Source organism: Steroidobacter flavus (genome assembly GCF_042651805.1).
Classification (GTDB): domain Bacteria; phylum Pseudomonadota; class Gammaproteobacteria; order Steroidobacterales; family Steroidobacteraceae; genus Steroidobacter; species Steroidobacter flavus.
Genome location: NZ_JBHSDU010000003.1, coordinates 890,528 through 915,860, shown reverse-complemented (window position 1 = coordinate 915,860; position 25,333 = coordinate 890,528). Strand labels below are relative to the sequence as shown.

Genomic DNA, 25,333 nt, shown 5'->3' with positions numbered 1-25,333 from the left:
CAGTTTCGCGATGTAGAAGCGTGGGGGCCGATTGACACTTCTTTACCCGGGCAGGGTGCCGCTAGAATGAAGTCATGAACGCTCCTACTCCCCCATCTTCGATAAACAAAGCTAAGGCCGAAGGCGATGTCGCCTCAGTCGCTGAATCGATGCAGGCCCTGGGCCGCGCGGCCAAGAGCGCCGCCAAGGCCCTGGCTCAGGCATCCACCGACGCCAAGAACTCAGCATTGAAGGCTGCGGCCACCGCGATTCGCGAGCGCCGCGGCGACCTGCTGGCCGCCAATCGCGCCGATGTCGAGCAGGCCAAACAGCGCGGCCTCTCGTCCTCGCTGCTCGACCGGCTCGTATTGAACGAGCAACGGATCGAAGCCATGGCCCGCGGCATCGAGGACATCATTGCTTTGCCGGATCCCATCGGCAGCGTGATCGCCAGCTGGACCCGGCCGAATGGTTTGAAGATCGAGCGGGTGCGTGTGCCGCTCGGCGTCGTCGGTATCATTTATGAGAGCCGCCCCAACGTCACCGCCGATGCCGGTGCGCTTTGTTTGAAGTCGGGCAACGCGGTGATCCTGCGTGGTGGCAGCGAGAGCAATCGCTCGATCAAAGCGATTCATGAATGTCTGGCCGCCGGTCTGCGCGCCGCCGGTTTGCCCGAAGCGGCCATTCAAGTCGTGCCGACGACGGATCGTGCGGCGGTGGGTTACATGCTCTCGAGCATGACCGAGTTCATCAATGTCGTCGTGCCTCGCGGTGGGCGCAGTCTGGTGGAACGCGTGCAGAAGGAAGCACGCGTGCCTGTCATCGGTCATCTCGATGGCAACTGCCACGTGTATGTGGATCGCGATGCCAACCTCGACATGGCTCGCGAAGTCGTGCTCAACGCGAAGCTTCGTCGCACCGGTGTCTGCGGGGCTGCGGAGACTGTGTTGTTCGATCGTGCCGGCGACGCGGCTTCGACTGTTCTCAAGTCTTTGCTCGACGCGGGCTGCGAAGTGCGCGGCGATGAAACGTTACAGCGTCTCGATTCGCGCATCCGGCCTGCGGTCGAGGCGGACTGGAGCACCGAATATCTCGAACCCATCATCGCGGCGAAGGTGGTCGACGGCGTCGATGCCGCCATCGCGCACATTGCGAAGTATGGGTCGGCGCATACGGAATCCATCGTCACGGCCAATCAAGCCACGGCCGAGCGTTTCCTGGGGGGCGTCGATAGCGCCATCGTTTTGCATAACGCGTCCACCCAGTTCGCCGATGGCGGCGAATTTGGCATGGGCGCCGAGATCGGCATCTCAACCGATAAATTCCATGCGCGCGGCCCGGTGGGCGTCGAGCAGCTCACCAGTTACAAATATGTGGTGCGCGGCTCCGGCCAGATCCGGCCCTGACGCATATATACTTTCGCTCAAGTTTTGTTTCGGGCCCGTTCGTATGTTGCAGCTATTCGCGCTGATCGTTGTCGTGTGTCTCAGTTTCGGGGCTGCCCCGGCGTCCGCCGCCGGCAATCTCGATGCCGCGGCGCTGGCCGCCGCCGTTGAAAAAGGTCGCGCCGATCAACTCGATGTACTGGCGCCCAAAGCGTTCGCCGCGGCCGTGCAGGCCAGCCAGGCCGCCGCGAAGGAAGCTGAACGAGGCCGCGGCACTGAAAAAATTGCAGCTCGCGTGCAGGAAGGCGAGGCGGCGTTGGAAAAGGCGCGCACTGTCGCAGCGAATGCCCGCCAATCGCTGGGCGGCGTGATCAAGACTCGTGAAGATGCATTGGTTGCCGAAGCGCCCAAGTTCGCCGGCGAGGCCTGGACCAAGGCCAACGATCGTTTCGTGCAAGCCATGCGCGAGAACGAGAGCGGCGATCTGCCGAATGCGCAGAAGCGGGCGGCCGAGGCCGAAGTCCTGTTGCGCGATGTCGAGCTGACCGGCATCAAGGGCGGCATTCTCAACGAGGCTCGCAACCTGATCGCGCAGGCCGATGCGGCCAAGGTGGAACGTTACGCGCCCCGCACGCTGCAATCGGCGAAACGTCACCTCGCCGAGGCGGAGCAGGAGATTCAGCGCAATCGTTACGACGTGACTCAACCTCGCAAGCTCGCCGGACAGGCTCGCTACGATGCGCGCCATGCGACGTATCTGGCTCAGCAGGTCCAGAAGGTCCTGCAGCAGGAGAAAGAGGATCAGTCCGGGGTCGAGGCGTTGATCCTGTCGTGGGAAGAACCGCTTCAGCGCATTGCCGACGATATGGAACTGGACATTCGTTTCGACGAGGGTCATCAGGCGCCGATGAAAGAGCTGGGCGAGTACGCTCAGCAACAGACGCAGGAAGTGCGGCGCTTGAAACAGGAATTGCAGGATCGCGAAGAGCAGATCGCGGCGCTGAATAATCAGCTGAAGCGGGTCGAGTCGCGCCTGGGCGGCGAGTCGCAGGAGCGTATCGCGCTTCAGCGTCAGGTCGATGCGCAGGCCCAGCTGCGGTCGAATATCGCTGCCATCGAAGCGTCGTTCACGGCCGAAGAGGCACGTGTGTATCGGCAGGGCGAAGACGTCGTCGTGTCATTGTTGGGCATCAACTTTCCGTCGGGCCGCAGCACCATCGATGGCAGCAGCGCGGCGCTGATGAAGAAGGTTCAGTCGGCGCTGTCGCGCTTCCCGGAGGCCACGATTGTGGTTGAAGGACACACCGATGCGAACGGCAGCGACTCGGCGAATCTGATCCTGTCGCAGGATCGTGCGGACGCGGTGAAGCAGTATCTCGTGAGTCAGCTTGGGGCGAATGCGGAGAAGGTCAGCTCGATCGGTTATGGCGAGGCGCGGCCTGTTGCGACTAACGAGACGGCCGTCGGTCGTGCGCGCAATCGGCGCATCGACCTGGTGATTCACGTCGCCGGCAGCGGCTGATCTCCAAAGAAAGAGGAAGTTCGTCCCGCGGCTGGGTCAGCTCAGTGATTGTGGTCATGCGCATGAGGGTGCTCATGCGTGTGATCGTGACCGGGAACGGCACAGCGCTCGCAATTCACCCAGCCTGAGTCGCCGTTGACGTAGTGCTCCTTCTTCCAGATGGGCACTCGATGTTTCACTTCATCGATGATGTAACGGCACGCCGCGAAGGCCTCGGCTCTGTGTTTCGAGCTGACGCCTACCCAGACGGCGACGTCGCCAATCGCTAGCGAGCCGACGCGATGGACGCAGGCGGCTTTCAAGATGCCGAAGCGCTGGATGGCTTCGTTGACGATGCGCTCGCCTTCCTTGTTCGCTAGTGCCTCGAACGCTTCGTATTCCAGCCGAGTGACGGCGTGGCCTTCATTGTGATTCCTCACCCAGCCTTCGAAGGAGGCATAACCCCCGGCGGCGTCATCGCTGAGTTCCCTGCGATAGTCGTCGAGGGTCAGTTTCGTGCTGCTGAAGGAGAAAGGTTTCATCCGCCGGCCACCGGGGGGATGAAGACGACAGTGTCGCCGTGACGAAGCGGGGTTTGCCAATCGCTGAAGTCGTTGTTCAGGGCGACTTTCAGCTGGGCCGGATTCAATTGGAACGGGTGCCGCTGACGGAGCTCGTTGTAGAGCTCGGCTGGGGTTGCTGCTGTGGTGTCCAATGTTTCTTCGCTGCGCCCGGCTTGTTCGCGGAGGATGGCGTAGTACTGGATGCGGAGGGTGCGAGGCTTGTCGGCCTTGGCTCCTAACGCAGCAGCATTAGATAAATGAGACCCGCCGCCCTGGCCCGGAGAAGAGGTGAGGCGTGTATCGCCGCTGGCCTGGCCAGGAGAAGAGGCGCGGCTAGCGCCGCTGCCGGAGTGAGCAGGTGAGGCGAGGTATGTTTCGCCGCCGGCCTGGTTCGAAGAAGAGGCGCGGCTCGCCCCGTCGTCGCCGTGGTTCGAAAGAGAGGCGCAGCTAGCGCCGTCTTGGTTCGAAGAGGGCGGGTGGGTGGGCAACAAAGAAGGGGCCGGGCCGCCGAAGGCGGACACGGCGGATCGATATTCGTCGGAGGTATTCACATTGTCGAGCGCCCGAGCATCGGGCAGATCGAGCAGCAGCGTATCCGCATTGATCAAAAACTTCCGCGGGCACTGTTTGCCGGCGGCGATGTGCGCGAGCACGGGCTCGCGAGCGGCGGGCTCCCAGATCGCGCACAAGGGCTCGGGCAAACCGTCGTGGCTGCTCTTGAACGCGGTCGCGATCTTCCGCGGATCGCGACGCTCGACAAGATAACGCAGCGTCTGCTCGTTCAAAAACGGCAGGTCGCAGGCAACAACGATCCAAGCGGCTTTGGGATGGGCGTGGAGTGCAGCCGAGATGCCGGCAATTGGTCCAATCCCAGGCTGACGATCGACAATTTGAGGTAACCCAGCCCGAGTCGGCTCCTCCCTCTGATCCGGCCGAACAGAAACAAACGTCGCCGCACACACGTGCGACAACAAATGAAACGTCCAGTGCAACTGGGACTGACCGTGATACTCGATCGCCGCCTTATCCCGCTGCATGCGGGTGCTGGCGCCGCCAGCAAGCACCAAACCGAACAAAGGGGCGTCAGCCGACATCGCTCTTGCCTCCGCGCTTCTCAATCAGCCGCGTCTCCGCAATCACGATGTCATGCGACAGCGCCTTGCACATGTCATAAACAGTAAGCGCAGCCACGCTCGCGCCAGTCAAAGCTTCCATCTCGACGCCAGTCTTATGATGAACGGAGACCGTGCAAAGAACGACCGCCTCGTCGCCGTCCATCTCAATCGACACCGAGCATTTCTCGATCCCGAGCGGATGACAGAACGGAATCAAATCGTGGGTCCGCTTCGCCGCCATCGTGCCCGCGATGATGGCCGTCTGAAACACCGGCCCCTTGGGCGTATTGAACTGCTGAGAGCGCAAAGCCTCGGCGACAGCCGAAGGAAACCGCACGCGCGTCTGCGCCGTCGCCGTGCGCTTGGTGACGACTTTGTCGCTCACGTCGACCATGGTCGGCCGCGAGTTCGAGTCGATATGAGTGAACGTCGCCATCCGATCAGCCACCGATGTAATACATCTCGATCTTGCGCAACGGTTGCTCGCCGTTCTTCAAAGAGGAGCGGATCTCGCTGTACCGATCGCCGCGTTTCAGCCAGGTGTTAGAGATGAGCTGGCTCAGCTCCGCATCCGACGCGCCTTCGCGCAGGGGAGCGCGCAAATCGACGCCGGAGCGCGCGAACAGGCAAGTATAGAAGACGCCTTCCGACGACAGCCGCGCTCGGGTGCAGTCGCCACAGAACGGATTGGTGATCGAAGAGATAAACCCGACCTCGCCGAGCCCGTCATCGAACGCGTAACGCTCAGCCACTTCGCCGCGATAATTCGGATCGACCGGATGCAGCGGCCAGCGCTGGCCGATCCGGTCCACCAGTTCGCGTGAAGGAACGACGCGCTCCAGGCTCCAGTGATTACGATTGCCCACATCCATATATTCGATGAAGCGCACGATCACGCCGGTGCCCCGGAAGCGCTCGATCAAATCGAGCGCGGTGTGATCGTTCAAGCCCCGCTCAATCACCGAGTTGATCTTGATCGGCGCGAGCCCCGCTTCCTGCGCGGCGCGAATGCCATCGAGCACGCGGTCCAGATCGCCCATGCCGCCGCTCATCTGCTTGAAGATCTCGGGATCGGTCGTGTCGAGGCTGACCGTGATTCGATGCAGGCCGTTGGCTTTCAACTCGACCGCATGCTGAGCGAGCAGCACACCGTTGGTCGTGAGCGCCACGTCCTGCACGCCTTCGATGGCCGTGAGATCGCCGACCAGATCGGCGAGATTCGAACGGAGCAGCGGCTCGCCGCCGGTGAGGCGCACTTTGCGTACGCCGATGTCGACGAACAAGCGGGTCAGTCGCGTGATTTCTTCGAACGACAGCCGCTCGTTCGATTTCAGGAAACGGTAGTTCTCATGGAACGTTTCCTTCGGCATGCAATACGGGCAGCGGAAGTTGCAGCGATCCATCACCGAAATCCGCAGGTCGTGCAGCGGCCGGCCCAGCGTATCGTGCGGGCGGTGCTTCACGGGCAGAGGGGTGACGGTGGATGGCATGCGGCTACCAACGATAAAGAGGCAAGGTCGCGTCTTCCATAACGACCCGCGGGCCCGGCGGCAGTTCCACGAAGCCTACGGTGCCGACCAGGGAGGTGAAATCGCCGGAACCCCGTGTCGGATGCGGCAAGGCGCATTGCCCCGCGACGGTGTTCGTGATCGTCACGGGCAAGAACACCGCGAGCGACGGCTTAACTTCGTAGCTTTGGGCAAGCGAGACGGTTTCAACGGGTGTCATCGAAGCGCCTTGGGCCGCCTGCAATCCAGGGAGCACATAGCGTGTCAGGCAAACCAGCGTCGACACCGGATTGCCGGGCAACGCGTACACCGTTTGTCCGCCGCTGCCTACGCCGAACCACAGCGGCTTGCCCGGGCGCTGCGCGACTTTGTGGAAGATCATGCGCACGCCCAGTTCCTGCAACACTTGCGGAACGTAATCGAACCGGCCCATCGATACGCCGCCGCTCAGGACCATTACATCGTTGGCCGCGAGATGAGCGGCAAGACGCTCGCGCAGTTTGGGCAGGTCGTCCGGCACGTGATCGTGGGACAGCGCGGAATAGCCATGCTGTCGCAACGAGGCGAGCACGGCATAAACGTTCGAGCGCGAGATCTGCCAGTCCTGCAGCGGCTGGCCGGGCTCGACCAGCTCGTCGCCCGTGGAGATCACGACGATGCGCGGCGGCCTCGAGACCAGCGCACGCGTTTGCCCGTTCGAGGCAATCACCGCCACCTCGGCGGGGCCGAGCCGGCAGCCCGCAGGCAACAACAGATCGCCTCGCCGCGAGTCGATCCCGCGATTGTGGATGTTGAGATTGCGCACCGGCGCGGGGGCGTCGTCGCGCAGTTGAGCGATGCTGTCGCGGACTTCGATGTTCTCGACCGGCACGACACAATCGCAGCCGATCGGCAGCATCGCGCCGGTCATGACTTCGATGCAGTCGTTGGGTTCGCGCAAAGTCAGCGGCGCGGCGCCGGCGGCTTGGGTGCCAGCCACACGGAAACTATTCCGTCCGCCCTGCCAGGTCGCGAACGAGAAGGCGATGCCGTCCATCGTGACCCGGTCGAACGGCGGTTGATCGCGCGTCGAGGTAATGGACTCGCGCAGGACCGTGCCCGAGAGCTCGGTCAGGGGTAAATGCACGGCCGGCAGCGGCGTCGCATGCTGACGAATCGCGGCTTCGGCTTCAGTGGGTGAGGGGAGTCGGCTGGACACCGCGAAAGTGTGTCACGAGCCATCGGGGGGCGCTATATCCGGTCAGAAATGGCGCACGATTAGGCAAATGGGCGCCAGCCCCGGGCTAGCCCGGGCTGACTGAAAGACACGCGAAGCGGACACCGGGTCCCTGGATCCACATCCGCGCGTAAGCAAGGAAACTGATCCGTAGCTTCCCCATGGAGCGGCTGATTCGCTCCATTCCCTGGCCTTTGGCCTGCTTCGCCGATGGCACATCAATCCAGCGGCGCTGCAAGGCGCCCGGCTTCGTCAAAAAAATCGATCGGGCATCCTGCCCAGGATGTGCCTGGCGGTATCGAGCCGGCCCGCCATGCGAGCCGGCCTTAAACTCTTAGCCGCGCGCCTTGAACACACGCACCTGCTCGTTGAACAGCTTGGCCTTGGCCTGCAGCTCGTCGATGGCGGCGTTGTGCTTCTTGGTCTGCATGGTCTTCAGCTGCATCAGCTGCGCCGTGCCGGCGGCCTTGCTCTTGGTCTCTTCTTCCAGGCAGGCGCCGAACGCATTCACTTCCTCGTTGTAGGCCTTGAAGGCCTGCATGGCGGCGACCATTTCCGGCTCCGAGGCGGTCTTGCCATCGGGAATAGAGGCGGGGGCCTTCGGGAAGGCGCATTCGGCCTGGGCGGTAGCCACGCCAAAGGCGAGGGCGAAGGCAGCGCCGATGGTGAGCAACTTGCGATTCATTACTTTCTCCAGCTGATCCGTGAGCGTGAGCCGTTGTTACGGCGGACACAGCGGGCATCGGCCCTACGAGCGTGCGCTTAAGGGGCGATCTGTCAGTACCGCGTACAACTGCGACGGCGGTCGCACTGCTTTGGAGGGGTTCGCTGGAAAACGTGAAATGAGTCGCCGGGCGGCGCTCGTGCCGGGGCGCGTGGCTTCACATAAGCACGCGCCCCGGCCGGAAAAAATCAGCTCTTTTTCTCGCGGGCCTTGAATACTTTCACCTGCTCGTTGAAGCGGGCCGCGGTCGACTCCAGCTCCTCGACGGCCGCGTTATGACGCTTGGTGTGAATGGCCTTGATCTGCTCGACCTGATCGGCCGGCGCTTCGGGGCCGGCGGCCTCGATGCGGGTGTTCATTTCGCTTTCCAGGCAGTTCAGATAGGTCGTGACCTGGTTGTTGTATTCCTTGATGGCTTTCATGCCGCCGACCATTTCGTCCTGGGTCGCGGTGGCACCGTCGGGCAGGCCGGTCGGGGCCTTGGGATACGAGCACTCGGCGGTTGCGGTGGCGACCGCGAGGCAGCCCAGCAGCGTGCCGGTAATAATGGTTTTGATCATGACGAATCCTCTAGCGGGCGTTCCGAATACCGCCTCATCTTAAGGCGCGTGTGCGCCGCTTGGCTATGCTCAAAATGTTCACGATCGCCGGGTCTTTTATACTGTACCGATGATGCTCACCGCCGCCGAGGCGGACGCCGTCCGCCTGAGCCTGTCGATCGCCCTGCGCAGCGTGCTGTTCAGCCTGCCGCTGGCGATCCTCGTGGCCTGGCTGTTGACCCGGCGCCGGTTGCATGGACGCTTGCTGCTCGATGCCTTCGTGCATTTGCCGCTGGTGCTGCCGCCGGTCGTGGTCGGCTACTTGCTGCTGTTGTTGTTTGGAATGCGCGGGCCCATCGGCGGCTGGCTATATGCGCACTTCGGCATCCAGCTCGTGTTCACCAGCGCGGGTGCGGCGCTGGCCACCGCGGTCATGAGTTTTCCCTTGATGGTGCGAGCCATTCGCATCTCGCTCGAGGGCGTCGACTCGGGTCTGGAAGATGCGGCACGCACGCTCGGAGCGGGGGCGTGGGATCGTTTCTTCACCGTGATGCTGCCGCTGATGTTGCCCGGCATTCTCGCGGGCGCCGTCACCGCGTTCTCGGCGGGGCTCGGTGAGTTCGGCGCCGTCATCACCTTCGTTTCAAACATTCCCGGCGAGACGCGCACCTTACCGCTGGCGCTCTACACCGCGTTGCAGACGCCGGGCGGCGATGCGGTCGCGGCGAGGCTGGCGACGATTTCGTTCACGCTCGGTTTGCTGGGCTTGATCGCGGCGGAATACATCGCGCGTCGCGTGCGCCGGATGTTGGGACGGTAGCGCGCCGCATGTTCAGTATTCGCGCCAAGAAGCGCCGCGATGGCTTTGTGCTCGACGTGGAGATCGAGGTCTCGTCGCCCGGTGTGGTCGCGCTGTTCGGTCGCTCCGGCTGCGGCAAGACGACGCTCGCGAACATCATCGCCGGGCTGCTGCCGGCCGACGAAGCTCACATCGTGATCGACGGGGTGGCGCTCGAACAGAACGGCAAGTCGTTGCAGGCCGAGCATCGACGCATTGGCTATGTGTTCCAGGATGCGCGATTGTTTCCTCACCTCGATGTGATGGGGAATCTGCGCTACGGCGAAAAACGCGCGAATCGATTTGTTCCCGCCTTGCAAGGCGCGCCTGTAACTCCGCGTCGGGAGTTGCCGCGGATCACGCTCGACGTGGTTGCGCCGTTGCTTGGGCTGGAGCCGTTGCTGTCGCGACGGGTTCATCAACTCTCGGGCGGCGAACGTCAGCGCGTCGCGCTGGGGCGCGCGTTGTTGTCCGGCCCGCGCGTGTTGATTCTCGATGAGCCGTTGGCATCGCTCGATGCCGCGCGTCGGGAAGAAGTCCTGCCGTATCTGGAAAAGCTGCGCGACGAGCTGGCGATTCCCATGATCTATGTGAGTCACCAGTTCGAGGAAGTGCTCCGGCTCGCGACCCATGTCGTGCTGATGGATAAAGGCAAGGTGCTGTCGCAAGGCTCGCTGGATGAGCTGAGCTTGCATCCGGAATTGCGCGCCATCGTCGGGCCGGATGCCGTTGGCGCCGTGATTCACGGCGTCGTGGAATCTTTGGACGGCGGCACCGGTTTGGCGAACATTCGGGTCGGCACGAACGAGCTGAGAATTGGTTTGCGGGACGCGAAAGCCGGCGCTCATGTCCGTACGCAGCTGCTCGCTCGCGACATCATTCTTGCGACCAGCCGACCCGACAATCTCAGTGTTCGAAACATCATGACCGGAACGATCGCGCGGATCGTTCCGGATGATGAGGATACCGAACTGGTCTATGTCGACATCGGTGGCGCGTCGATTCTGTCGCGCGTCACGCGAGCCGCATCGATCGCGCTTGGCCTGCGCGCCGGTCTGCAGGTGTGGGCGCTGGTGAAGTCGGTCTCGATTCGCGGCCACGCGTTCGTTGAAGGGCCGCTCCTCAAATCGTCGTTACCGCGAGCTTGATCTGCTGTTCCGTGCTGCCGCTCACCTGGATCATCACAGGCTGGTCCGGCGCGATCTTGAACTCCACGACCTTACGCAGCACCTTACAGTTGGCGCTGCCGGTGTGACGGGCCGATTCGACCAGCTTGCCGCCGCTGACGACGTCGAGCCACGCATGTTCCGTCGCTGTGACCCGAATAGTCTGCGTGCGAGGCGAGGTGATCTTGAGTAGGCCCGCGTACGAGCCGTCGGCCACTGTCGACTTGCCGGGCGTCGTTGCGAACGACACTTTGCTTTGATCCGTCAGTTTCACCGAGTACAGCTGATTCACATCGATCGCAGCGGCGGAATTCGCGGCGGTCGTGGCGGCCACTTCACGCGGCTTGCTTTCGAACACCTTCAGTTCCTTGCTCACGTCGAACTGGAATCCGCTGCACGCCGGCGCGCTGCCAGCCGCTGTGCCAGCGCCGCGCAGAATGGTGAACCCGGCCTTGGTGAAGATGGCGCGAGCCTGATCGCCGCGCAGGAACTTCAGGAACGAGGCGGTCTCAGCCGATGCGCTGGTCGTTGCGGCCATCGGATACGTGATCGGCGCGTGTGACGATTCGGGGAACAGATCGACAACGCGGACTTGTGGTTCGGCCGCGGCGTCCGTCGCATACACGATGCCGAGCGGCGCTTCACCCCGAGCCACATACATCAGCGCGACGCGAACATTGTCCGCTCGCACCAGGCGAGATTCGATTGCGGCCCACAAATCGAGATTGCCGAGCGCGGTCTTGGCGTATTTGCCGACGGGCACGGAGTCCGGGTCGCCAGTGGACAGGCGGCCGTTCGGGCCCAGCGCCTCGATCAACGGCGCGCCTTTCTGTAGCTTCAGAGTGATCTTGCTATCTTTCGGCGCGATCAGCACCAGGCGATTGCCAAGCAGATCGGCACGCGTGTCGGCCTTGATCAGCTTGCGTTCCTGCAGGTAATTCATCCAGTCCTGGTCGGCGGACAGGAACGCATCGGCCCTGGCGCCGGACTCGATCTGCTTGGCCAGCGCGGAGCTGGCGGCAAACGAGAACTTGACCTCGACGTTCGACTGCTTGGTGTAGAGCGGCCCGGCCTGCTGTAAGACATCGGTCAGCGAGGCGGCCGCGAACACGAGCAAGGGCTCACGCTGCGCTTCGGCCGCTGTCGCGGTCTGGGTCAGCAGCAGGGCTGCGATGAGAAGATGCGCAAAGCTGCGCGCCAGGGATTGGATCATGCTGATACCTCGTTTGCGGCCGGCGCTTGGATCGTAGCCGGTGCTGCGTTACTTTCGTGGTTCGCCCGCGGAGACAAGCGATGAGCAGGCTCAAGATTACGTTGCGTGTGGACTTCGATTCCGACCATGCCATCGGGCCGGGCAAGGTGGCATTGCTCGAGAAAATGCGCGACTCCGGCTCGCTCTCGCAGGCGGCCCGCGATCTCGATATGAGCTATCGCCGCGCCTGGCAATTGCTGGCCAGTCTCAATCAAACCTTTCGCGAGCCGCTGGTGCTGACTGCGACCGGTGGCAGTGGTGGCGGGGGCACGACGCTCACCGAGTTCGGCGAGGCCATCGTGACCGCGTATCGACAGTTCGAAAAAGAAACCAACGCCCGCGCCGAGAAATACTTCGGTTCCATGCTCAAGACCGTCAGCACTCAGCGCGAGGGCACGCGCCGCTCCATCACCCGCACGCAGCGCTCGCCCGCCACTGCGGCGGCCAGGCGAGCAACGTCCCGGTGATGGAACTGCGTTCACTCTTTAAAAGTCCAGCTTGAACTTCGCGTAGTACGTGCGGCCCTGTTCGGGGTAGCCGAACGCGAGCTGATAGTTCTCATCCAGCAGATTGCGGGCACCGATGGCCAGTTCCCACGCATCGTTGGCGCGATACTGCACCTGCAGATTCGCGAGCTTGTACTGGCCGACTTCAACGAAGCGGCCGGTGCCATTGTCGCTCCAGCGGTCGTCCGCCAGTTCCACGTTCGGCATGATCGTGAGCTGTGGAATGAGCTGATAGCTCACGAACACCAGGCCTTGATGCGTCGGTGTGCCCGCGGGGCGCAGACCCGGCTGCAAGGCGTCGGTAATCTCGCGATGCAGGTAGCTGTAGTTCGCGCCGATGCGCAGCTGGTCGTTGAGTTGTGTGTCGGCGCTGAGCTCGATGCCGTACGCTTCGCCATCACCGACGTTTTGAGTCTGGGTCAGCTGCGGCGAGGCTTGCACGATCACCGTTTGGATCATGTCGCTGATGTCGTTGTAGAACACGGTTGCGGACAGCGTCGTGGTGTCCCACTGCGTGCCGCTCTCCCAACCGATCTCGTAGTTCACACCGCGCTCGGTGCCCAGATCCGGATTGGGCACGGCATTGCCGAAGCGCGTGCTGAAGCGCTCGAAATTGGTGGGGAAACGAGAGCGTGACGAGATCGATGCGTGCAGCTGAGCCGCGTCGTTGTAACGCCAGTACACGGCGGCTTGCCCGTTGACAGCGTCGCTGTCGCCGGTGGGATAGCTGAAGACGCCGCGCGCGACGGTGTAGTCGGTGGCTTCTTTCAATTCATTCTTGTCATAGCTCACGCCGACCACGGCGCTGAGTTGTGACGTGAACTGCAGGGTGTCCTCCAGCGCAACGGACCAGGTGTGTTCCTTTCTTCCGGTCCAGGGTTCCATGGCGGCGAACGCCGGGTTCGTCGGTCGGTTGAAATCCCGCTCGCGATGCTCGTCGACGCGATAGTGAATCGCACCTTTGAGGGTGTTGCTCTCGCTGAGTGAAATGCCCGCTTCGACACTGCCGCCATAACCTTCGTCGTCGTAGGCGCTGCGGAAGCGGCCGTTCAATGACAGGGTCGTGTAGGTCGCGTCGTCGTAGGCCCAGAGCGCGTTGTCGAACGTGTTGTAGAACAGGCGCGTCTTCAGATAGCTGCTGTCGCCGAGCTGCGTGTGCGACAGGAAATAAATGCTGTCGGTGTCCCACCACGGCCAGGTCCAATAACTGTTGGGCGGATTCGGCGGGTTGTTGAAGACCTGCAGCGGCGCGCCTTTCTCGCCTTCCTGCGTGGTGTAGCTGAGGCTGTATTCGTCGGTCTCGTTCGGTGTGAAACCGACTTTGACGTTCACGCGCCAGTCCTTGGTCGCGGAGCCGTCGCGCTCGCCGCCGTCTTCCATCGGGCTCGGACGGAAGTCGTTCGAGAGGGACCAATGGTCGCGATCGAGATAACTGCCGCTCGCTTGTACGTAATAGTTGTCTTGCCGGGCGCCGAGGCTGAGCGTGCTGCTCCAGCCTTCGTAATCGTCATTGCCGAAGATCGCTTCGCTTTGGAACGAAGACTCGAACGCCTTGGTGGGCTTGCGTGTCACCAGATTGATCGCGCCGCCGAGGCCGCCGGGGCCGTCGAGCACGGACGCATAGCCCTTGCGGATCTGAATCTCGGCGAGGTCCTGCGTGAGGAAACGATTGAAGTCGAGGCGGTTGTCGGCGGGCAGATAGACCCGAATGCCGTCGATGGACAGCGGCACCTGCCAGCGACCGTAGCCACGCACCAGGATGTCGTGCTCGTTGCGACGACCGTTGGAGTCGAAATTGCTCGTGACGCCGGGAACGAGCTTCACGGCTTCATCCAGGGTGTTCACGTTGAAGTTCCACACTTCGTCCTGGCTGACGGTGGCGTCGCCTAGGACTGTGTCAATGCGAGGCGCAGTGACGGTGATCTGACCGAGCGTGAAGACGTTGCTGTCGTCCGCGCGGGCCGCGCTGGTCACACAGATTGCACCGATCGCGAGTGTCACGGTGCAGAAAGTTTTGTTTTCCAAAGCCGGTGCTCCCTTGTTCTCCGCGCGCGTCCGCCGGCAAGCGGGAGCGCGATATCCGTGAGGATATAACGAGGGCGGATCGGGCGCTATGTCCGATCCTGCATATCGGTGGGTAAATTGTCCCAGACCTTTCTGCTGACGCGTTGCGCGCGGCCTTCGGCAGAGCTGGGGGCGTAGGTGGGGGACTCGGGAAACTCGCGAGCGTCTTTAGTGTCGGTGGGCTGAGCGTTGATGGCTGCCGCATGAATTGCGCCGGCTGTTACTTCGCCGTCGCCGCACTCGGCGCGCTCCGCACGCCGAGCGCCCAACGCGCTCCCTCATTTGTACAGCCGGCGTGCAACGGCTTGCTCGAATAGCTGCGGTGGGAAAGTTACCGTGGTTGCGAACTTCCCGAGACCCCCACCTTTCCCCCAGCTCAAAGATGCGCGACTCGAAGCAGCGCTTTCGAGACAGCGCCGCCCCTCTCTTCCCTTTGCCAAACCTCTTACAACTTCAGCGCTTCCGCGATCCGCTCCCACGGCACTAGCTTGAAGTTCTGCGGCGCGGAGGGATTCGTATTTTTCCCGTCTTGTGCGACAAACACACCGTGCGGGAACGCCGAGCCAAGCGACGCGCTAGTCACATCGATGCCATCCGTATCGCTGGTGCCGTCGATGCCGGCGGGGCTCAGAACGATGGCGAACTTGCCGATAAACTTGTTATCGCCGTCGCGCTGATAAACGTTGTAATCGTTCGATCCCTGACTGGACACAATCAAATAGCCGGTGGAGCCGGCGCCGTAGTAGATCGTCACGCCCTCGGCATCGTCAGTCAGATTGCCCTTGGCGACGGTATCGACCGAAGTCCGAGCATCGCCGCCGTTGGGCGCGGCGGAATAGCGCCAGAGGCCGACGTCTTCTTCGGCAACATACAAAGCCCCCGTGCCGTCATCCGCTGCGCATCCTTCCGCCTGCGAGCCAACGCCGAACTCACGAACCAAGCGAGCGCCAACTCGCTCGCCACGAGCTTCCAGCACCCATTGTTTGAAGTGACCCGTGTCGCCGTCGTTGGCAAACACGAAATACTCACCGGCAGCACTGCGATACATGCACAAGCCATAAGGATCGGCCATGCCAGTGGCGATCTTCCCGTCCGCGACATTGCTCAGCCGGCCGTTAACATCGACCGCATATAACGCCAACGTTTGATCCGTTCGATTAGTCGCCGCGACGAGGGCGACCTGCTGACCGCCGAGAGCAAACCCATAGCGAAGATCGACGTTGTTCATGCGCCCGTCAGGCAGCGTCTGCACGCGCTTGCCGGTGAGGTCGTAAACGTCGAGGCCGTTCTTCTTGTCGGTGCCGATGATCAAGCTGCGGGAAGGATCGGTCGGATGGATCCAGATCGCGGGATCGTCCGCGGCGTCGTTGGCGCTGGCGACAGGCTCGGTTTCAACGGAAGCGAACACAGGCTTCGCGGACTTCGAGGGCGACTCACTGCCCTGAGTGATACCGCAGCCGCTGAGGAGGGCCATCGAGAGCAGGCAAGGAACCAGACGTCGCATTCAATCACTCCGCCGAAAAATGAAAAGCTTAGGCAGCCAACGTTAATGTTTTTCGCTGAGGCGCCCACTGTATAGAGCGCCGGCTGACGGATGCCTGTCAGCGCGCGTCAGCCAGGCATCAGCTTTGTAACGCGGACGTCACGGAGCGATCAGCGAATCGGCAATTCAGGCGCCTTTTGCACGGTGCGCAGCGCGAAGCTGGAGTGGACGCGGGCGACGCCGGGCAGGCGGGTGAGGTGCTTGCTGTGGAGTCGTTCGAAGTCGGCGGTGTCGGCGACGACGACGCGGACGACGTAGTCGTAGTCGCCCGTCATCAGGTAGCACTCCATCACCTCGGGAATCTTTCGCACCGCCTCTTCGAACTTGCGCAGGTCGGTCTCGTCCTGGCGATCGAGCGTGATGTTGACGAACACATTCACCGGGCAGCCGACCTTCTGTTGGCTGATGAGCGCCGTGTAGCCCTCGATCACGCCGGATTCCTCGAGCTGGCGGATGCGGCGCAGGCATGCGGATTCCGACAGATTGACGCGCTCGGCGAGGGCGCTGTTCGGAATGCGGCCTTCGTGCTGGAGCGCCTGGAGGATGGCGCGGTCGAAGCGGTCGAATTTCATGGCGCAAGAATCCGTCGCAGCCTGGGAGACCTGCCGCAGATTCTGCCACAGATCCGTTGGAAAGCGCCCGAATGCAGCAGTTTCATGCGCCGGCCGAAGCCTAAATTTTTGCTCGTGTCGTCTCCAACGAGGTCTTATGCGTATCGGCGTCCCGAAAGAGATCAAGAATCACGAATATCGCGTCGGTCTGGTGCCCGCGGGTGTCCGCGAGCTGGTGGCGTCAGGCCACCAGGTACTCATACAGAGTACGGCCGGTGCGGGGATCGGGGTCGACGACGCGGCCTATGTCGCGGCGGGCGCCAAGATCGTGGCGACGGCCAAGGAGATCTTCGACGGGGCTGAGTTGGTGGTGAAGGTCAAGGAGCCACAGCTGGTCGAGTGTCAGATGCTCCGTCCGGGCCAGGTGCTGTTCACCTATTTGCATCTCGCGGCCGATGCCGCGCAGGCCAATGCGTTGATGGCGTCCGGTGCGACGGCCATCGCCTATGAAACAGTCACTGCGCCGAATGGTTCGCTGCCGCTGCTGACGCCGATGAGTGAAGTGGCCGGTCGTATGTCGGTGCAGGTCGGTGCCACGACGCTGCAGAAGGCGAATGGTGGATTGGGTGTGTTGCTCGGTGGCGTGCCCGGCACGGCGCCCGCGAAGGTGGTGGTGCTCGGTGGCGGTGTGTCCGGTACGGCGGCGGCAGAGATTGCGGTCGGCATGCGGGCCGATGTGACTGTCGTCGATCGCTCGCTGAAGCGTTTGCGCGAGCTCGACGCATTGTTCGCCGGTCGCTTGAAGACGATGGCCTCGACGGCCGAAGCGATCGAATCGTTAGTGACTCAAGCCGACGTCGTGATCGGCGCGGTGCTGGTGGTCGGTGCCGCTGCGCCGAAGCTCGTGACGCGCGAGATGGTGAGCAAGATGAAGAAGGGCGCCGTGATGGTGGATATTTCCATCGACCAGGGCGGTTGCTTCGAGACCAGCCGGCCGACCACCCATGCCGACCCGACGTATGTTGTCGATGGCGTCATTCACTACTGCGTCACCAACATGCCGGGCGCCGTGCCGCGCACGTCGACGTTCGCGTTGACGAATGCAACGTTGCCCTACGTGAAACAGCTGGCAGATCTCGGCGCGGAGAAAGCGCTGGCGGCCGATCCGCATCTGGCGGCGGGCTTGAATGTTCACGCGGGCGCCATCACATGTGAGGCAGTGGCTCGCGATTTGAAACTGGCATATCGCCCGTATCGTGTCGCTGCTTGATGACCGTACTTTTGAACAAGTGTCAATGCGACCCGAGGATGGTGTCATAACCACCGTCGCATTTTTGAACCCGATCCCCCTGTTGAGCCCGCCTAGTGCGGGCTTTTTTTTTGGCCCCTACTGCGCCGAGCCGCGCAGCTCGACAACGCGTCGGCGCAAGTCGTGAACTTCGGCCTGGTCCGGCGGGACCGGCTCGCCGGCTTTCAGCGTGATCTTGGCCAGGAACCGGCGCGGCAGACGTTTCCACACTTGTTTGTATTTGCGCGAGAGCATCGAGTCCCACAGCCCGGACAGGGACAGCGGCACCACCGGCACCGGGGTCTCTTTCAAAATGCGCATCATGCCCGCGCGGAACTCACCGATCTCGCCGTCAGGGGTGAGTCGGCCTTCGGGGAAGATACAAACCAAGTTGCCGTCGCGCAGCTCGGCGGCGACTAGCTGGAAGGCGCGCTCATACACTTCCGGATCTTCCTTCTGCGGGGCCACCGGAATCGCCTTCATACCGCGGAAGATGGTCTTCAGCACCGGGATCTTGAAGATGCTGCTTTCCATGATGAAACGGATGGGGCGCGGGCATGCGGCCGAGATCACAATGGCATCGGCGAAGCCGACGTGATTACAGATGAGCAGCGCCGGCCCTTCCTCGGGAATGTTGTCGATGCCGCGGCGGTCGAGCCGATACACGAAGTGGATCAACAGCCACGCGACGAAGCGCAACAGGAACTCGGGCACCAGGCTGTAGATATAAATCGCGACGAACGCATTCAGCACGCCGGTCAACAGCAACAGCTGCGGAATGGTCAGCCCGAAATGCAACGCGAGGGCCGCGACGCCGGCGGCGACGACCATGAACACCGCGTTGAGAATGCTGTTCGCACCGATGACGCGCGACATGATCTCGCGACGCGTGCGCTGTTGAACCATTGCGTACAGCGGCACGATAAACAAACCGCCGAACAGACCGATCAACGCCATGTCCATCAGCACGCGCCAGGAGCCCGGCGCGTGGATGAAGTCGCGAGCCGACAAGTTGGAGCCCGCCATCGCGGGTGTCGCGAGATACAGATCGACCGCGAACACCGTGAGGCCGATGGAGCCGAACGGCACCAGGCCGATTTCCACCTGGCGCCCGGACAAGCGCTCGCAGAGCAATGAGCCGATGCCGACGCCGGCGGAGAACATCACGAGCAGCACCGTCACCACTTCTTCGCTGCCGCCGAGCACATCCTTGGTGTAGAGCGGCAATTGCGCGAGCACGAGGGCGCCGTAGAACCAAAACCAGGAGATGCCGAGGATGGATAGAAATACCGTGCGCGACTCGCCGGCCGCGCGCAGGTTTTCCCATGTCGAAGTCCATGGGCGCCAATCGATCTTCAGCGTCGGCGCCGCGGGTTGCAGCTTCGGAATCGCGAGACTGCTGAGAAAGCCCAACAATGCAATGGCCACGAGCGTCGTCACGATCAGGGCGGTGCCGCCATGGGCCGCGAGCAGACCCGCGACCAATGTGCCGAGCACAATCGCCACGAACGTGCCCATTTCCACCATGGCGTTGCCGCCGACCAGCTCCGAGTCGCGCAGTACCTCGGGCAACAGGCCGTACTTGGCGGGCGCGAAGAAAGTGGAGTGCATGCCCATCAGGAACAGGGCGGCGAGTAACACTTCTATATTGTGGGTGGCGAAGCCGACCCCCGCGACGCCCATGATGCCGATTTCGGCGGCCTTGACGACTTTCAGCACCCGGGCCTTGTCGTAGCGATCCGCCAGCTGCCCGGCCATGCCGGAAAACAGCACGAACGGCAGGATGAACAGGCCGGCCGCGATGTTGGTCAGCAGCGAGGGCTCGAGCTTCGTGTAGCTCGCCGCCTGGTAGGTTGCGAGGATAACGAGCGTGTTCTTGTAGACATTGTCGTTGAACGCGCCGAGCGCCTGGGCGCCGAAGAACGGCAGGAAGCGGCGTTGGACCAGTAGTTTGAATTGTGATGGATTGGCCATTCGCTCATCCGTGGGGGCGATCTGGGCGGCATCCTACACTTTCGGGGAACTGCCGCGCCCGGCCACGGTCGAAATCCGTGACCCCTTGCTGTAACCTCGATCCCCTATGAGCCCACCGCATGGTGGGCTTTTGTTTTGGGCGTCGCTTTAACCCGACGCGCTAGCCCGCATAGAGTCTCGATGCCCAGCATTACCCCGCTCAACAAACTCCTGATCATCATCAACGTCGTGATGTTCGGCCTGCAGTATCTGCTGGGCGGCCTGATCGACGTGCTGTTCGCGCTGTGGCCGCCGCAGGGCGAGCAGTATGGTTACCCGGCCTTCCATATCTGGCAGCTGCTGACCTACGGGTTCCTGCATGGCGGGTTGACGCACCTGTTCTTCAACATGTTCGCGCTGTTCATGTTCGGTTCGGACATCGAGCGGTTGTTCGGCTCGCGGCGTTATCTGTTTTATTACCTCGCGTGTGTCGTCGGCGCTGCGGCCATGCACTTGATCGTCACAGCGGCTGCGGGCGGAATGTCCGGACCGGTGGTCGGCGCGTCGGGCGGCGTATTCGGTTTGCTGCTCGCCTACGGCATGGCGTTTCCTCGTCGCATGCTGATGCTGATATTCCCTCCGATCCCGATGCCGGCGTGGTTGTTCGTCACGCTGTACGGCATCTTCGAATTGGTGATGGGCGTGACGCAGACCGCGTCGGGTATCGCGCACTTCGCCCACTTGGGTGGCATGGCCACCGGCTTCGTGATCATTCGTTACTGGCAGGCGCAGCGTCGTCGGCAACGCTAATCTGACGTCGCTGTCAGTTTACGTATGACAGGAGCGCGAGCGCGTGCGCATTTAGTCATGGAGCGTTCGCGCCCGCGCCATCATCACTAAACATCGTCACTGAACAATCCTCGCCGCCGCGCCAGCAGTCGCAAGCTACGGCTTCGATCACTGCTGCCGGCACATTTCTTTTTCCAAGAACGGTGAGGGGTTCAGCAATGACCGATCAATCTCGTGAGCCGGGCACGGACGACGTCCGTCCTGTCGCTAATCGTCGTGAATTCATTCGGAACGGTGTGGTGGGTGCCGCATCGATTTCTTTCGCCGCGATGCTGGCGCGTCGCGAAGTCAGTGCGGCAGAGCTGCCGTACTCGGATGACTACGGTCCGGTCGCTCCGGTCAACGATCTCACCACCGGTCTGCCGCTGATCGCGTTGCCTGCCGGCTTCACGTATCGCAGCTACGGCTGGAGCGGTCAGCCGATGGCCGACGGTCAGCGCACACCCGGCGCCCATGACGGCATGGCCGTCGTCGCGGCGAAGGGCAGCCAGATCGTGATGGTTCGTAATCATGAGCAGGGCACCGGCGGTGTCGCGTTCAACGCGCCTGCCGCTTACGACCCGACCTATGCTCGCGGCGGCACGACCAACGTGTTGTTCGATACTGCGACCGGCAAGTTCGTGAGCTCGTATGCGTCGCTCACCGGCACGGTGCGTAACTGCGCCGGCGGCCGCACGCCTTGGGGCTCGTGGCTCTCCTGCGAAGAAGCGGGCGATGTTTCTCCGGCCGGCGTGCGTCACGGCTGGATCTTCGAAGTGCCGGGCTACGGCGCCGCCACTGGCCAGCCGCTGCGCGCGATGGGCAAGTCGGAGTGGGAAGCCGTTGCCGTCGATCCTGCCACTGGCATCGTGTATCAGACCGAAGACGTCACGCCGAGCGCGTTCTACAAGTTCGTGCCGAATCAGTACGGCAAGCTGCACCTGGGCGGCACGCTGTTCGCGATGAAGGTGGCGGGCACCGACAACTTCAACTTCAGCGGCTTGAACGGTGTGTACGTCGATCATCCGGCGGGCACGACCTGGAATGTCGAGTGGGTGCAGGTGACGGATGTCGAAGCGATCAACGGTCGCGTTTATAACTCCGCGCCGGGCCGCGCTGCTTTCGCGCGTCTGGAAGGTGCTTACTACGACAGCGGCAAGATCTATTTCGTCAGCACCAGCGGCGGCACCGCTCGCCAGGGCCAGGTGTATTGCTACGACCCGCGTCGTGAAACGTTGACGATCGTGTTCAACTCCACCGGCGCCGGTGTGAGCAACGCCGAAGTCAACATGCCGGACAACATCGCTGTCAGCCCGCGCGGCGGCATCGTGTTGTGCGAAGACGGTGGCAACAGCATCCAACGTCTGCGTGGTCTGACGCAGACGGGCGGCACGTTCATCTTCGCGGAAAACCGCATGAACTTCACCGCGGCTCAGTTGCAGCAGGCCGATGCGGCGTTGAATGCCGGTGGCCAGGTCGCCGCGCTCATCCCGCCGGGCAACTACACCAACACCGAGTGGTGTGGCGCGACCTTCTTCGAGAAGTGGATGTTCGTGAACCTGCAGACGCCGGGCATCACGCTCGCCATCACCGGTCCTTGGGACAACGGCGCGCTGTAAGGAGTACCGCCATGAAAACTATCATTCGTGCGGTATGGCTGTGGGCCGTGCTGTTGTTGCCGGTGGCGTCGTTCGCTCAAGTGCTGAGCGGCGATGTCACCGGCGGCGGCACGGTCGAGAGCAGCGTCACCAGCTCCAGCGCATGGATCGAGTCGAACGCCACCGATGGCGACCAGGTCAACTTCTGGTCGTTCACCGCGAACGCGGGCGACACGTTGTCCATCGTCGTGCAGTCCTCGGCGATCGAGTTCGGCGTGAGCGTGTATCAGGGCGTGGTTGAGCAGATGGAACTGCTCATCCCCGGCTTCAGCAACTACGGCGATTTCGGCGACAACATTTTTGTCGCCGGCACCAATCCCGTGACTGGCGCCATCGGCACCAGCCTGCTGAACCTGGTGTTGCCGTCGAGCGGCGTGTACACGATCGCCGTCGGTGGCGAGTCGGGCTTCCCGCTGGAAGGCATCTTCGCCTACTCCATGAACGTGAGCGTCACACCGGTACCGCTGCCGGCCGCGTTCTGGCTGCTCGGCTCGGCGCTCGCCGGCATGGGAATCTTCCGCCGCCGTCGCGCTGCTTAAGGAATATTCGTTCGGAACGGACTCCAACCTTGAAGGCCGCGCCGCTCCTGGGCGCGGCCTTCGTCGATCACGGCAGGTCGCCGCGATGGACGATGTGAACTTTGTTGCCATCGGGGTCGCGAAGATAGGCGCCGTAGTAGCCTTTGCCGTAGTGGAGTCGCTCGCCGGGCGGGCCTTCGTCGGAGCCGCCGGCGGCGATGCCGGCGCGATAGGAACGATCGACCGCGGCCGGATCGGGGGCCATGAATGCGACCATCGTGCCGTTGCCCACGGAAGCTTCCTGTCTGTTGAAAGGGAGCGTAACGTAGAAGCGAGGCAGCGTTCGGTCGGGAGAGACCCAGCAGGCGCAATCGGGCCCGCCGTCGGGAATGACTTGCCGACGTTTCAAGCCGATGGGAAGAAGAACGGCGTCGTAGAACGCCTCGGCGCGAGGCAGGTCTCGAGTGCCAAGGTGGATGTGACTGAACATAGCGGCGGTCTCTCAGCAGGCCTTCCGAAGAAAACATCCTGCCGAAAAATCCGCCGCTGTTCCAGAAGGCCTGTCAGCCTTTGATGAACTCCAGCAAATCCTTGTTGAGCTGTTCCTTGTGCGTGTCGGTGATGCCGTGGGGCGCGCCTTTGTACACCTTGAGCGTGCTGTTCTTGACGAGCTTCGCCGACGCCCGGCCGGCCGCATCGATGGGAACGACCTGATCGTCATCGCCATGGATGACCAGCGTCGGCACGTCGAACTTTTTCAAATCTTCGGTGAAGTCGGTTTCGGAGAACGCCTTGATGCAGTCGTAGGTGTTCTTGTGGCCGCCCATCATGCCTTGCAGCCAGAACGAGTCCTTCATGCCCTGCGAGACTTTCGCGCCCGGGCGATTGGCGCCGAAGAACGGGCCGTTGGCGAAATCCTGGTACAACTGTGAGCGGTCGGCGAGCGAGCCCGCGCGAATGCCATCGAACACCTCGATCGGCAAACCGCCCGGATTCGCCGCGGTCTTGAGCATGAGCGGCGGCACGGACGAGATCAGCGCAGCTTTGGCGACCCGCTTGGTGCCATGACGACCGATGTAGCGCGCGACCTCACCGCCGCCCGTCGAGAAGCCGATCAGCACGATATCTTTCAGATCCAGGGCTTCGATGACCGCCGCGAGATCGTCGGCGTAGGTGTTCATCTCATTGCCTTCCCACGGCTGGCTCGAGCGGCCGTGACCGCGACGGTCATGAGCGACGGCGCGAAACCCATTGCTCGCCACGTGCAGCATCTGCGCTTCCCAACTGTCGGAGCACAGCGGCCAACCATGGCTGAAGACCACCGGCTGTCCGGTGCCCCAGTCCTTGTAGTAAATCGTCGTGCCGTCTTTGGTAGTGACGGTGCTCGAGGTCTTGGTCATAAAGCGCTCCTAAGCGTGAACGTGCTACGGCACTGTCGCAGCCGGATATGTCCGAATGCTTGCAATCGAGTGCGAGGAATGGAATCTGCGTGCTTTATTAACCGGGGCGAGCGCCCGGAGAATACGAAGGAAGTGCAGCGTCAGCCCACGACGACGCGCAGGTCGAGGCCGTCGCCGACAGAAAGAATGTCATCGACGGTGAGCAAGCCCATGCACGGCATGGCACCGCGTGCGGAGATTTCATCGCGCACCAGCTTGCGGGCCAGGGCGATGGCGGGGAAGCAGGGAATGAAGGGGCCGTGATCCTGATCGGCCAACAGAAACCAGTTGCGGACCGCGGGCTCGCCGTTCAAGTCGATGCCACGAACGGTCACGTGCATGGCGCTGCGCTTCGAGCCGAAGGGCGCGAGCGTGCTGGCCGTGCGATGGAGCGCGGGCACCCAGCTCTGTAGCGAAGTGAGTAATCCGACTCGCACCAGCCAGGAGGCGAACCACAATCCAATCATGCTCGACGCCGGGCCGACACCGGCACGGAACTGCACGGTGTGCACCAGTCGATATCGTTCAGGAAACAAATCCAGGTCGGGCACGTCGCAGTTGGCGATCCAGCGGCCCTGGATGGGTGTCGGATACAAACGACGCGTCAGATCCTGCCAGCCGCACACTTGTTGCCACTGACCGTCGCGCCATTGTTTGAAAGGCTTGCCCGCGTAAGCGAGCACGCCGTCCATGGTCGCTTTACCTGGCGGCCGGGCGCCGGAGGTAATGCCATGATCGATGCTTTCGATCGAGGAGAACTGCGCGCCGAGTGCGTCAACGACGGCGGATGAAAGTGCGGGCACGGAGCTCGCGCCACTGACGACCAGAGCGTCATTCAGCTTCGCTTCTTCATCGAGTGCTCTGATGCCGCACACGAAGCCACGCCCATCCGCGAGATCGAGGTAGTGAGCCTTGGCGGCGACACACGCGCGAGGCACTGCGTATTCCTGTCCTTGGAATGGGCCTGCTGTATGAACAACGATGGTCGCGCCTACTTTGCGCAGCTCGGCGGTGAAATCGGCGGCGTAAGCATCGAGACGAAGTGGTTCCGCCGAGCCGCCAATCTCTTGGGCGACGGCCGTTGCTTGCTGCACATCACGCCCGGAAACAAACACGCGAGTGTCACGCTCGCGCGCCAGCGCATCGACGATGCGGCGACCGAAGTTGCCATAGCCTCCGAGGACGACGACGGACTTCAT

24 protein-coding genes are annotated in these 25,333 nt (G+C 62.6%); 9 read left to right on the top strand and 15 right to left on the bottom strand.

Annotated elements, in window-relative coordinates; all coding sequences use genetic code 11:
* Positions 1–74 precede the first annotated feature (74 nt).
* Together ACFPN2_RS09550 and ACFPN2_RS09545 are read left to right on the top strand one after the other, a co-directional pair.
* Positions 75–1,385, top strand: coding sequence for a glutamate-5-semialdehyde dehydrogenase (locus ACFPN2_RS09550; protein WP_380596380.1), 1,311 nt, complete (start codon positions 75–77; stop codon positions 1,383–1,385).
* Positions 1,386–1,428: 43 nt separating this feature from the next.
* Positions 1,429–2,886 carry an OmpA family protein gene (locus tag ACFPN2_RS09545; RefSeq protein ID WP_380596379.1) on the top strand — a complete coding sequence of 486 codons (1,458 nt, stop codon included), beginning with the start codon at positions 1,429–1,431 and terminating at the stop codon, positions 2,884–2,886.
* A gap of 41 nt (positions 2,887–2,927) precedes the next feature.
* On the opposite strand, the gene ACFPN2_RS09540 is transcribed toward ACFPN2_RS09545, so the two are convergent.
* The 7 genes from ACFPN2_RS09540 to ACFPN2_RS09510 all read right to left on the bottom strand — a co-directional run bounded on the left by ACFPN2_RS09540 (position 2,928) and on the right by ACFPN2_RS09510 (position 8,551).
* Positions 2,928–3,407 (bottom strand): molybdenum cofactor biosynthesis protein MoaE, encoded by a 480-nt coding sequence (locus ACFPN2_RS09540; protein WP_380596378.1) that lies wholly within the window; start codon positions 3,405–3,407, stop codon positions 2,928–2,930.
* Positions 3,404–4,522, bottom strand: coding sequence for an NTP transferase domain-containing protein (locus tag ACFPN2_RS09535; RefSeq protein WP_380596377.1), 1,119 nt, complete (start codon positions 4,520–4,522; stop codon positions 3,404–3,406). Before ACFPN2_RS09535 ends, ACFPN2_RS09540 begins: the two co-directional genes overlap by 4 nt.
* Entirely contained in the window at positions 4,512–4,979 is a 468-nt protein-coding gene (gene moaC / locus ACFPN2_RS09530; protein WP_380596376.1) for a cyclic pyranopterin monophosphate synthase MoaC, read from the bottom strand. Before moaC ends, ACFPN2_RS09535 begins: the two co-directional genes overlap by 11 nt.
* Before the next feature lie 4 nt (positions 4,980–4,983).
* Entirely contained in the window at positions 4,984–6,033 is a 1,050-nt protein-coding gene (moaA, locus tag ACFPN2_RS09525; protein ID WP_380596375.1) for a GTP 3',8-cyclase MoaA, read from the bottom strand.
* 4 nt (positions 6,034–6,037) lie between these two features.
* Positions 6,038–7,249 (bottom strand): molybdopterin molybdotransferase MoeA, encoded by a 1,212-nt coding sequence (locus ACFPN2_RS09520; RefSeq protein ID WP_380596374.1) that lies wholly within the window; start codon positions 7,247–7,249, stop codon positions 6,038–6,040.
* 352 nt (positions 7,250–7,601) lie between these two features.
* A complete protein-coding gene (locus tag ACFPN2_RS09515) occupies positions 7,602–7,952 on the bottom strand; it encodes a hypothetical protein (protein WP_129775788.1) in 351 nt (116 codons plus the stop codon).
* A 227-nt stretch (positions 7,953–8,179) separates the two neighbouring features.
* On the bottom strand, positions 8,180–8,551 hold the full coding sequence (locus ACFPN2_RS09510) for a hypothetical protein (protein WP_380596373.1): 372 nt from the start codon (positions 8,549–8,551) through the stop codon (positions 8,180–8,182).
* 109 nt (positions 8,552–8,660) lie between these two features.
* Between ACFPN2_RS09510 and modB the strand changes: the two genes are divergently transcribed.
* The gene (gene modB, locus ACFPN2_RS09505; protein WP_380596372.1) at positions 8,661–9,350 is read left to right on the top strand and encodes a molybdate ABC transporter permease subunit; all 690 of its coding nucleotides are present in this window, start codon (positions 8,661–8,663) and stop codon (positions 9,348–9,350) included.
* A gap of 8 nt (positions 9,351–9,358) precedes the next feature.
* Entirely contained in the window at positions 9,359–10,516 is a 1,158-nt protein-coding gene (modC, locus tag ACFPN2_RS09500; RefSeq protein ID WP_380596371.1) for a molybdenum ABC transporter ATP-binding protein, read from the top strand.
* Here modC and modA read toward each other — a convergent pair.
* The gene (gene modA / locus ACFPN2_RS09495) at positions 10,491–11,747 is read right to left on the bottom strand and encodes a molybdate ABC transporter substrate-binding protein (protein ID WP_380596370.1); all 1,257 of its coding nucleotides are present in this window, start codon (positions 11,745–11,747) and stop codon (positions 10,491–10,493) included. The genes modC and modA overlap by 26 nt on opposite strands.
* A gap of 80 nt (positions 11,748–11,827) precedes the next feature.
* Between modA and ACFPN2_RS09490 the strand changes: the two genes are divergently transcribed.
* A complete protein-coding gene (locus ACFPN2_RS09490) occupies positions 11,828–12,253 on the top strand; it encodes a winged helix-turn-helix domain-containing protein (RefSeq protein WP_380596369.1) in 426 nt (141 codons plus the stop codon).
* Between the two features lie 18 nt (positions 12,254–12,271).
* On the opposite strand, the gene ACFPN2_RS09485 is transcribed toward ACFPN2_RS09490, so the two are convergent.
* From ACFPN2_RS09485 to ACFPN2_RS09475, 3 genes are all read right to left on the bottom strand, one after another.
* Positions 12,272–14,317, bottom strand: coding sequence for a TonB-dependent receptor plug domain-containing protein (locus ACFPN2_RS09485; protein WP_380596368.1), 2,046 nt, complete (start codon positions 14,315–14,317; stop codon positions 12,272–12,274).
* 484 nt (positions 14,318–14,801) lie between these two features.
* Positions 14,802–15,860 (bottom strand): phytase, encoded by a 1,059-nt coding sequence (locus ACFPN2_RS09480; protein WP_380596367.1) that lies wholly within the window; start codon positions 15,858–15,860, stop codon positions 14,802–14,804.
* Positions 15,861–16,009: 149 nt separating this feature from the next.
* Positions 16,010–16,471 (bottom strand): Lrp/AsnC family transcriptional regulator, encoded by a 462-nt coding sequence (locus ACFPN2_RS09475; protein ID WP_380596366.1) that lies wholly within the window; start codon positions 16,469–16,471, stop codon positions 16,010–16,012.
* A 136-nt stretch (positions 16,472–16,607) separates the two neighbouring features.
* On the opposite strand from ACFPN2_RS09475, the gene ald reads away from it, so the two are divergent.
* Entirely contained in the window at positions 16,608–17,720 is a 1,113-nt protein-coding gene (gene ald / locus ACFPN2_RS09470) for an alanine dehydrogenase (RefSeq protein ID WP_380596365.1), read from the top strand.
* Positions 17,721–17,837: 117 nt separating this feature from the next.
* On the opposite strand, the gene ACFPN2_RS09465 is transcribed toward ald, so the two are convergent.
* On the bottom strand, positions 17,838–19,712 hold the full coding sequence (locus ACFPN2_RS09465; RefSeq protein WP_380596364.1) for an MFS transporter: 1,875 nt from the start codon (positions 19,710–19,712) through the stop codon (positions 17,838–17,840).
* Positions 19,713–19,892: 180 nt separating this feature from the next.
* Between ACFPN2_RS09465 and ACFPN2_RS09460 the strand changes: the two genes are divergently transcribed.
* From ACFPN2_RS09460 to ACFPN2_RS09450, 3 genes are all read left to right on the top strand, one after another.
* Positions 19,893–20,501, top strand: coding sequence for a rhomboid family intramembrane serine protease (locus tag ACFPN2_RS09460; RefSeq protein WP_380596363.1), 609 nt, complete (start codon positions 19,893–19,895; stop codon positions 20,499–20,501).
* Positions 20,502–20,698: 197 nt separating this feature from the next.
* The gene (locus ACFPN2_RS09455) at positions 20,699–22,138 is read left to right on the top strand and encodes an alkaline phosphatase PhoX (protein ID WP_380596362.1); all 1,440 of its coding nucleotides are present in this window, start codon (positions 20,699–20,701) and stop codon (positions 22,136–22,138) included.
* A gap of 11 nt (positions 22,139–22,149) precedes the next feature.
* Positions 22,150–22,716, top strand: coding sequence for a VPLPA-CTERM sorting domain-containing protein (locus ACFPN2_RS09450; protein WP_380596361.1), 567 nt, complete (start codon positions 22,150–22,152; stop codon positions 22,714–22,716).
* 67 nt (positions 22,717–22,783) lie between these two features.
* On the opposite strand, the gene ACFPN2_RS09445 is transcribed toward ACFPN2_RS09450, so the two are convergent.
* The 3 genes from ACFPN2_RS09445 to ACFPN2_RS09435 all read right to left on the bottom strand — a co-directional run bounded on the left by ACFPN2_RS09445 (position 22,784) and on the right by ACFPN2_RS09435 (position 25,333).
* Positions 22,784–23,185 carry a VOC family protein gene (locus ACFPN2_RS09445; RefSeq protein WP_380596360.1) on the bottom strand — a complete coding sequence of 134 codons (402 nt, stop codon included), beginning with the start codon at positions 23,183–23,185 and terminating at the stop codon, positions 22,784–22,786.
* A gap of 73 nt (positions 23,186–23,258) precedes the next feature.
* Positions 23,259–24,095, bottom strand: coding sequence for an alpha/beta fold hydrolase (locus tag ACFPN2_RS09440; protein WP_380596359.1), 837 nt, complete (start codon positions 24,093–24,095; stop codon positions 23,259–23,261).
* 140 nt (positions 24,096–24,235) lie between these two features.
* On the bottom strand, positions 24,236–25,333 hold the full coding sequence (locus ACFPN2_RS09435) for a saccharopine dehydrogenase family protein (RefSeq protein ID WP_380596358.1): 1,098 nt from the start codon (positions 25,331–25,333) through the stop codon (positions 24,236–24,238).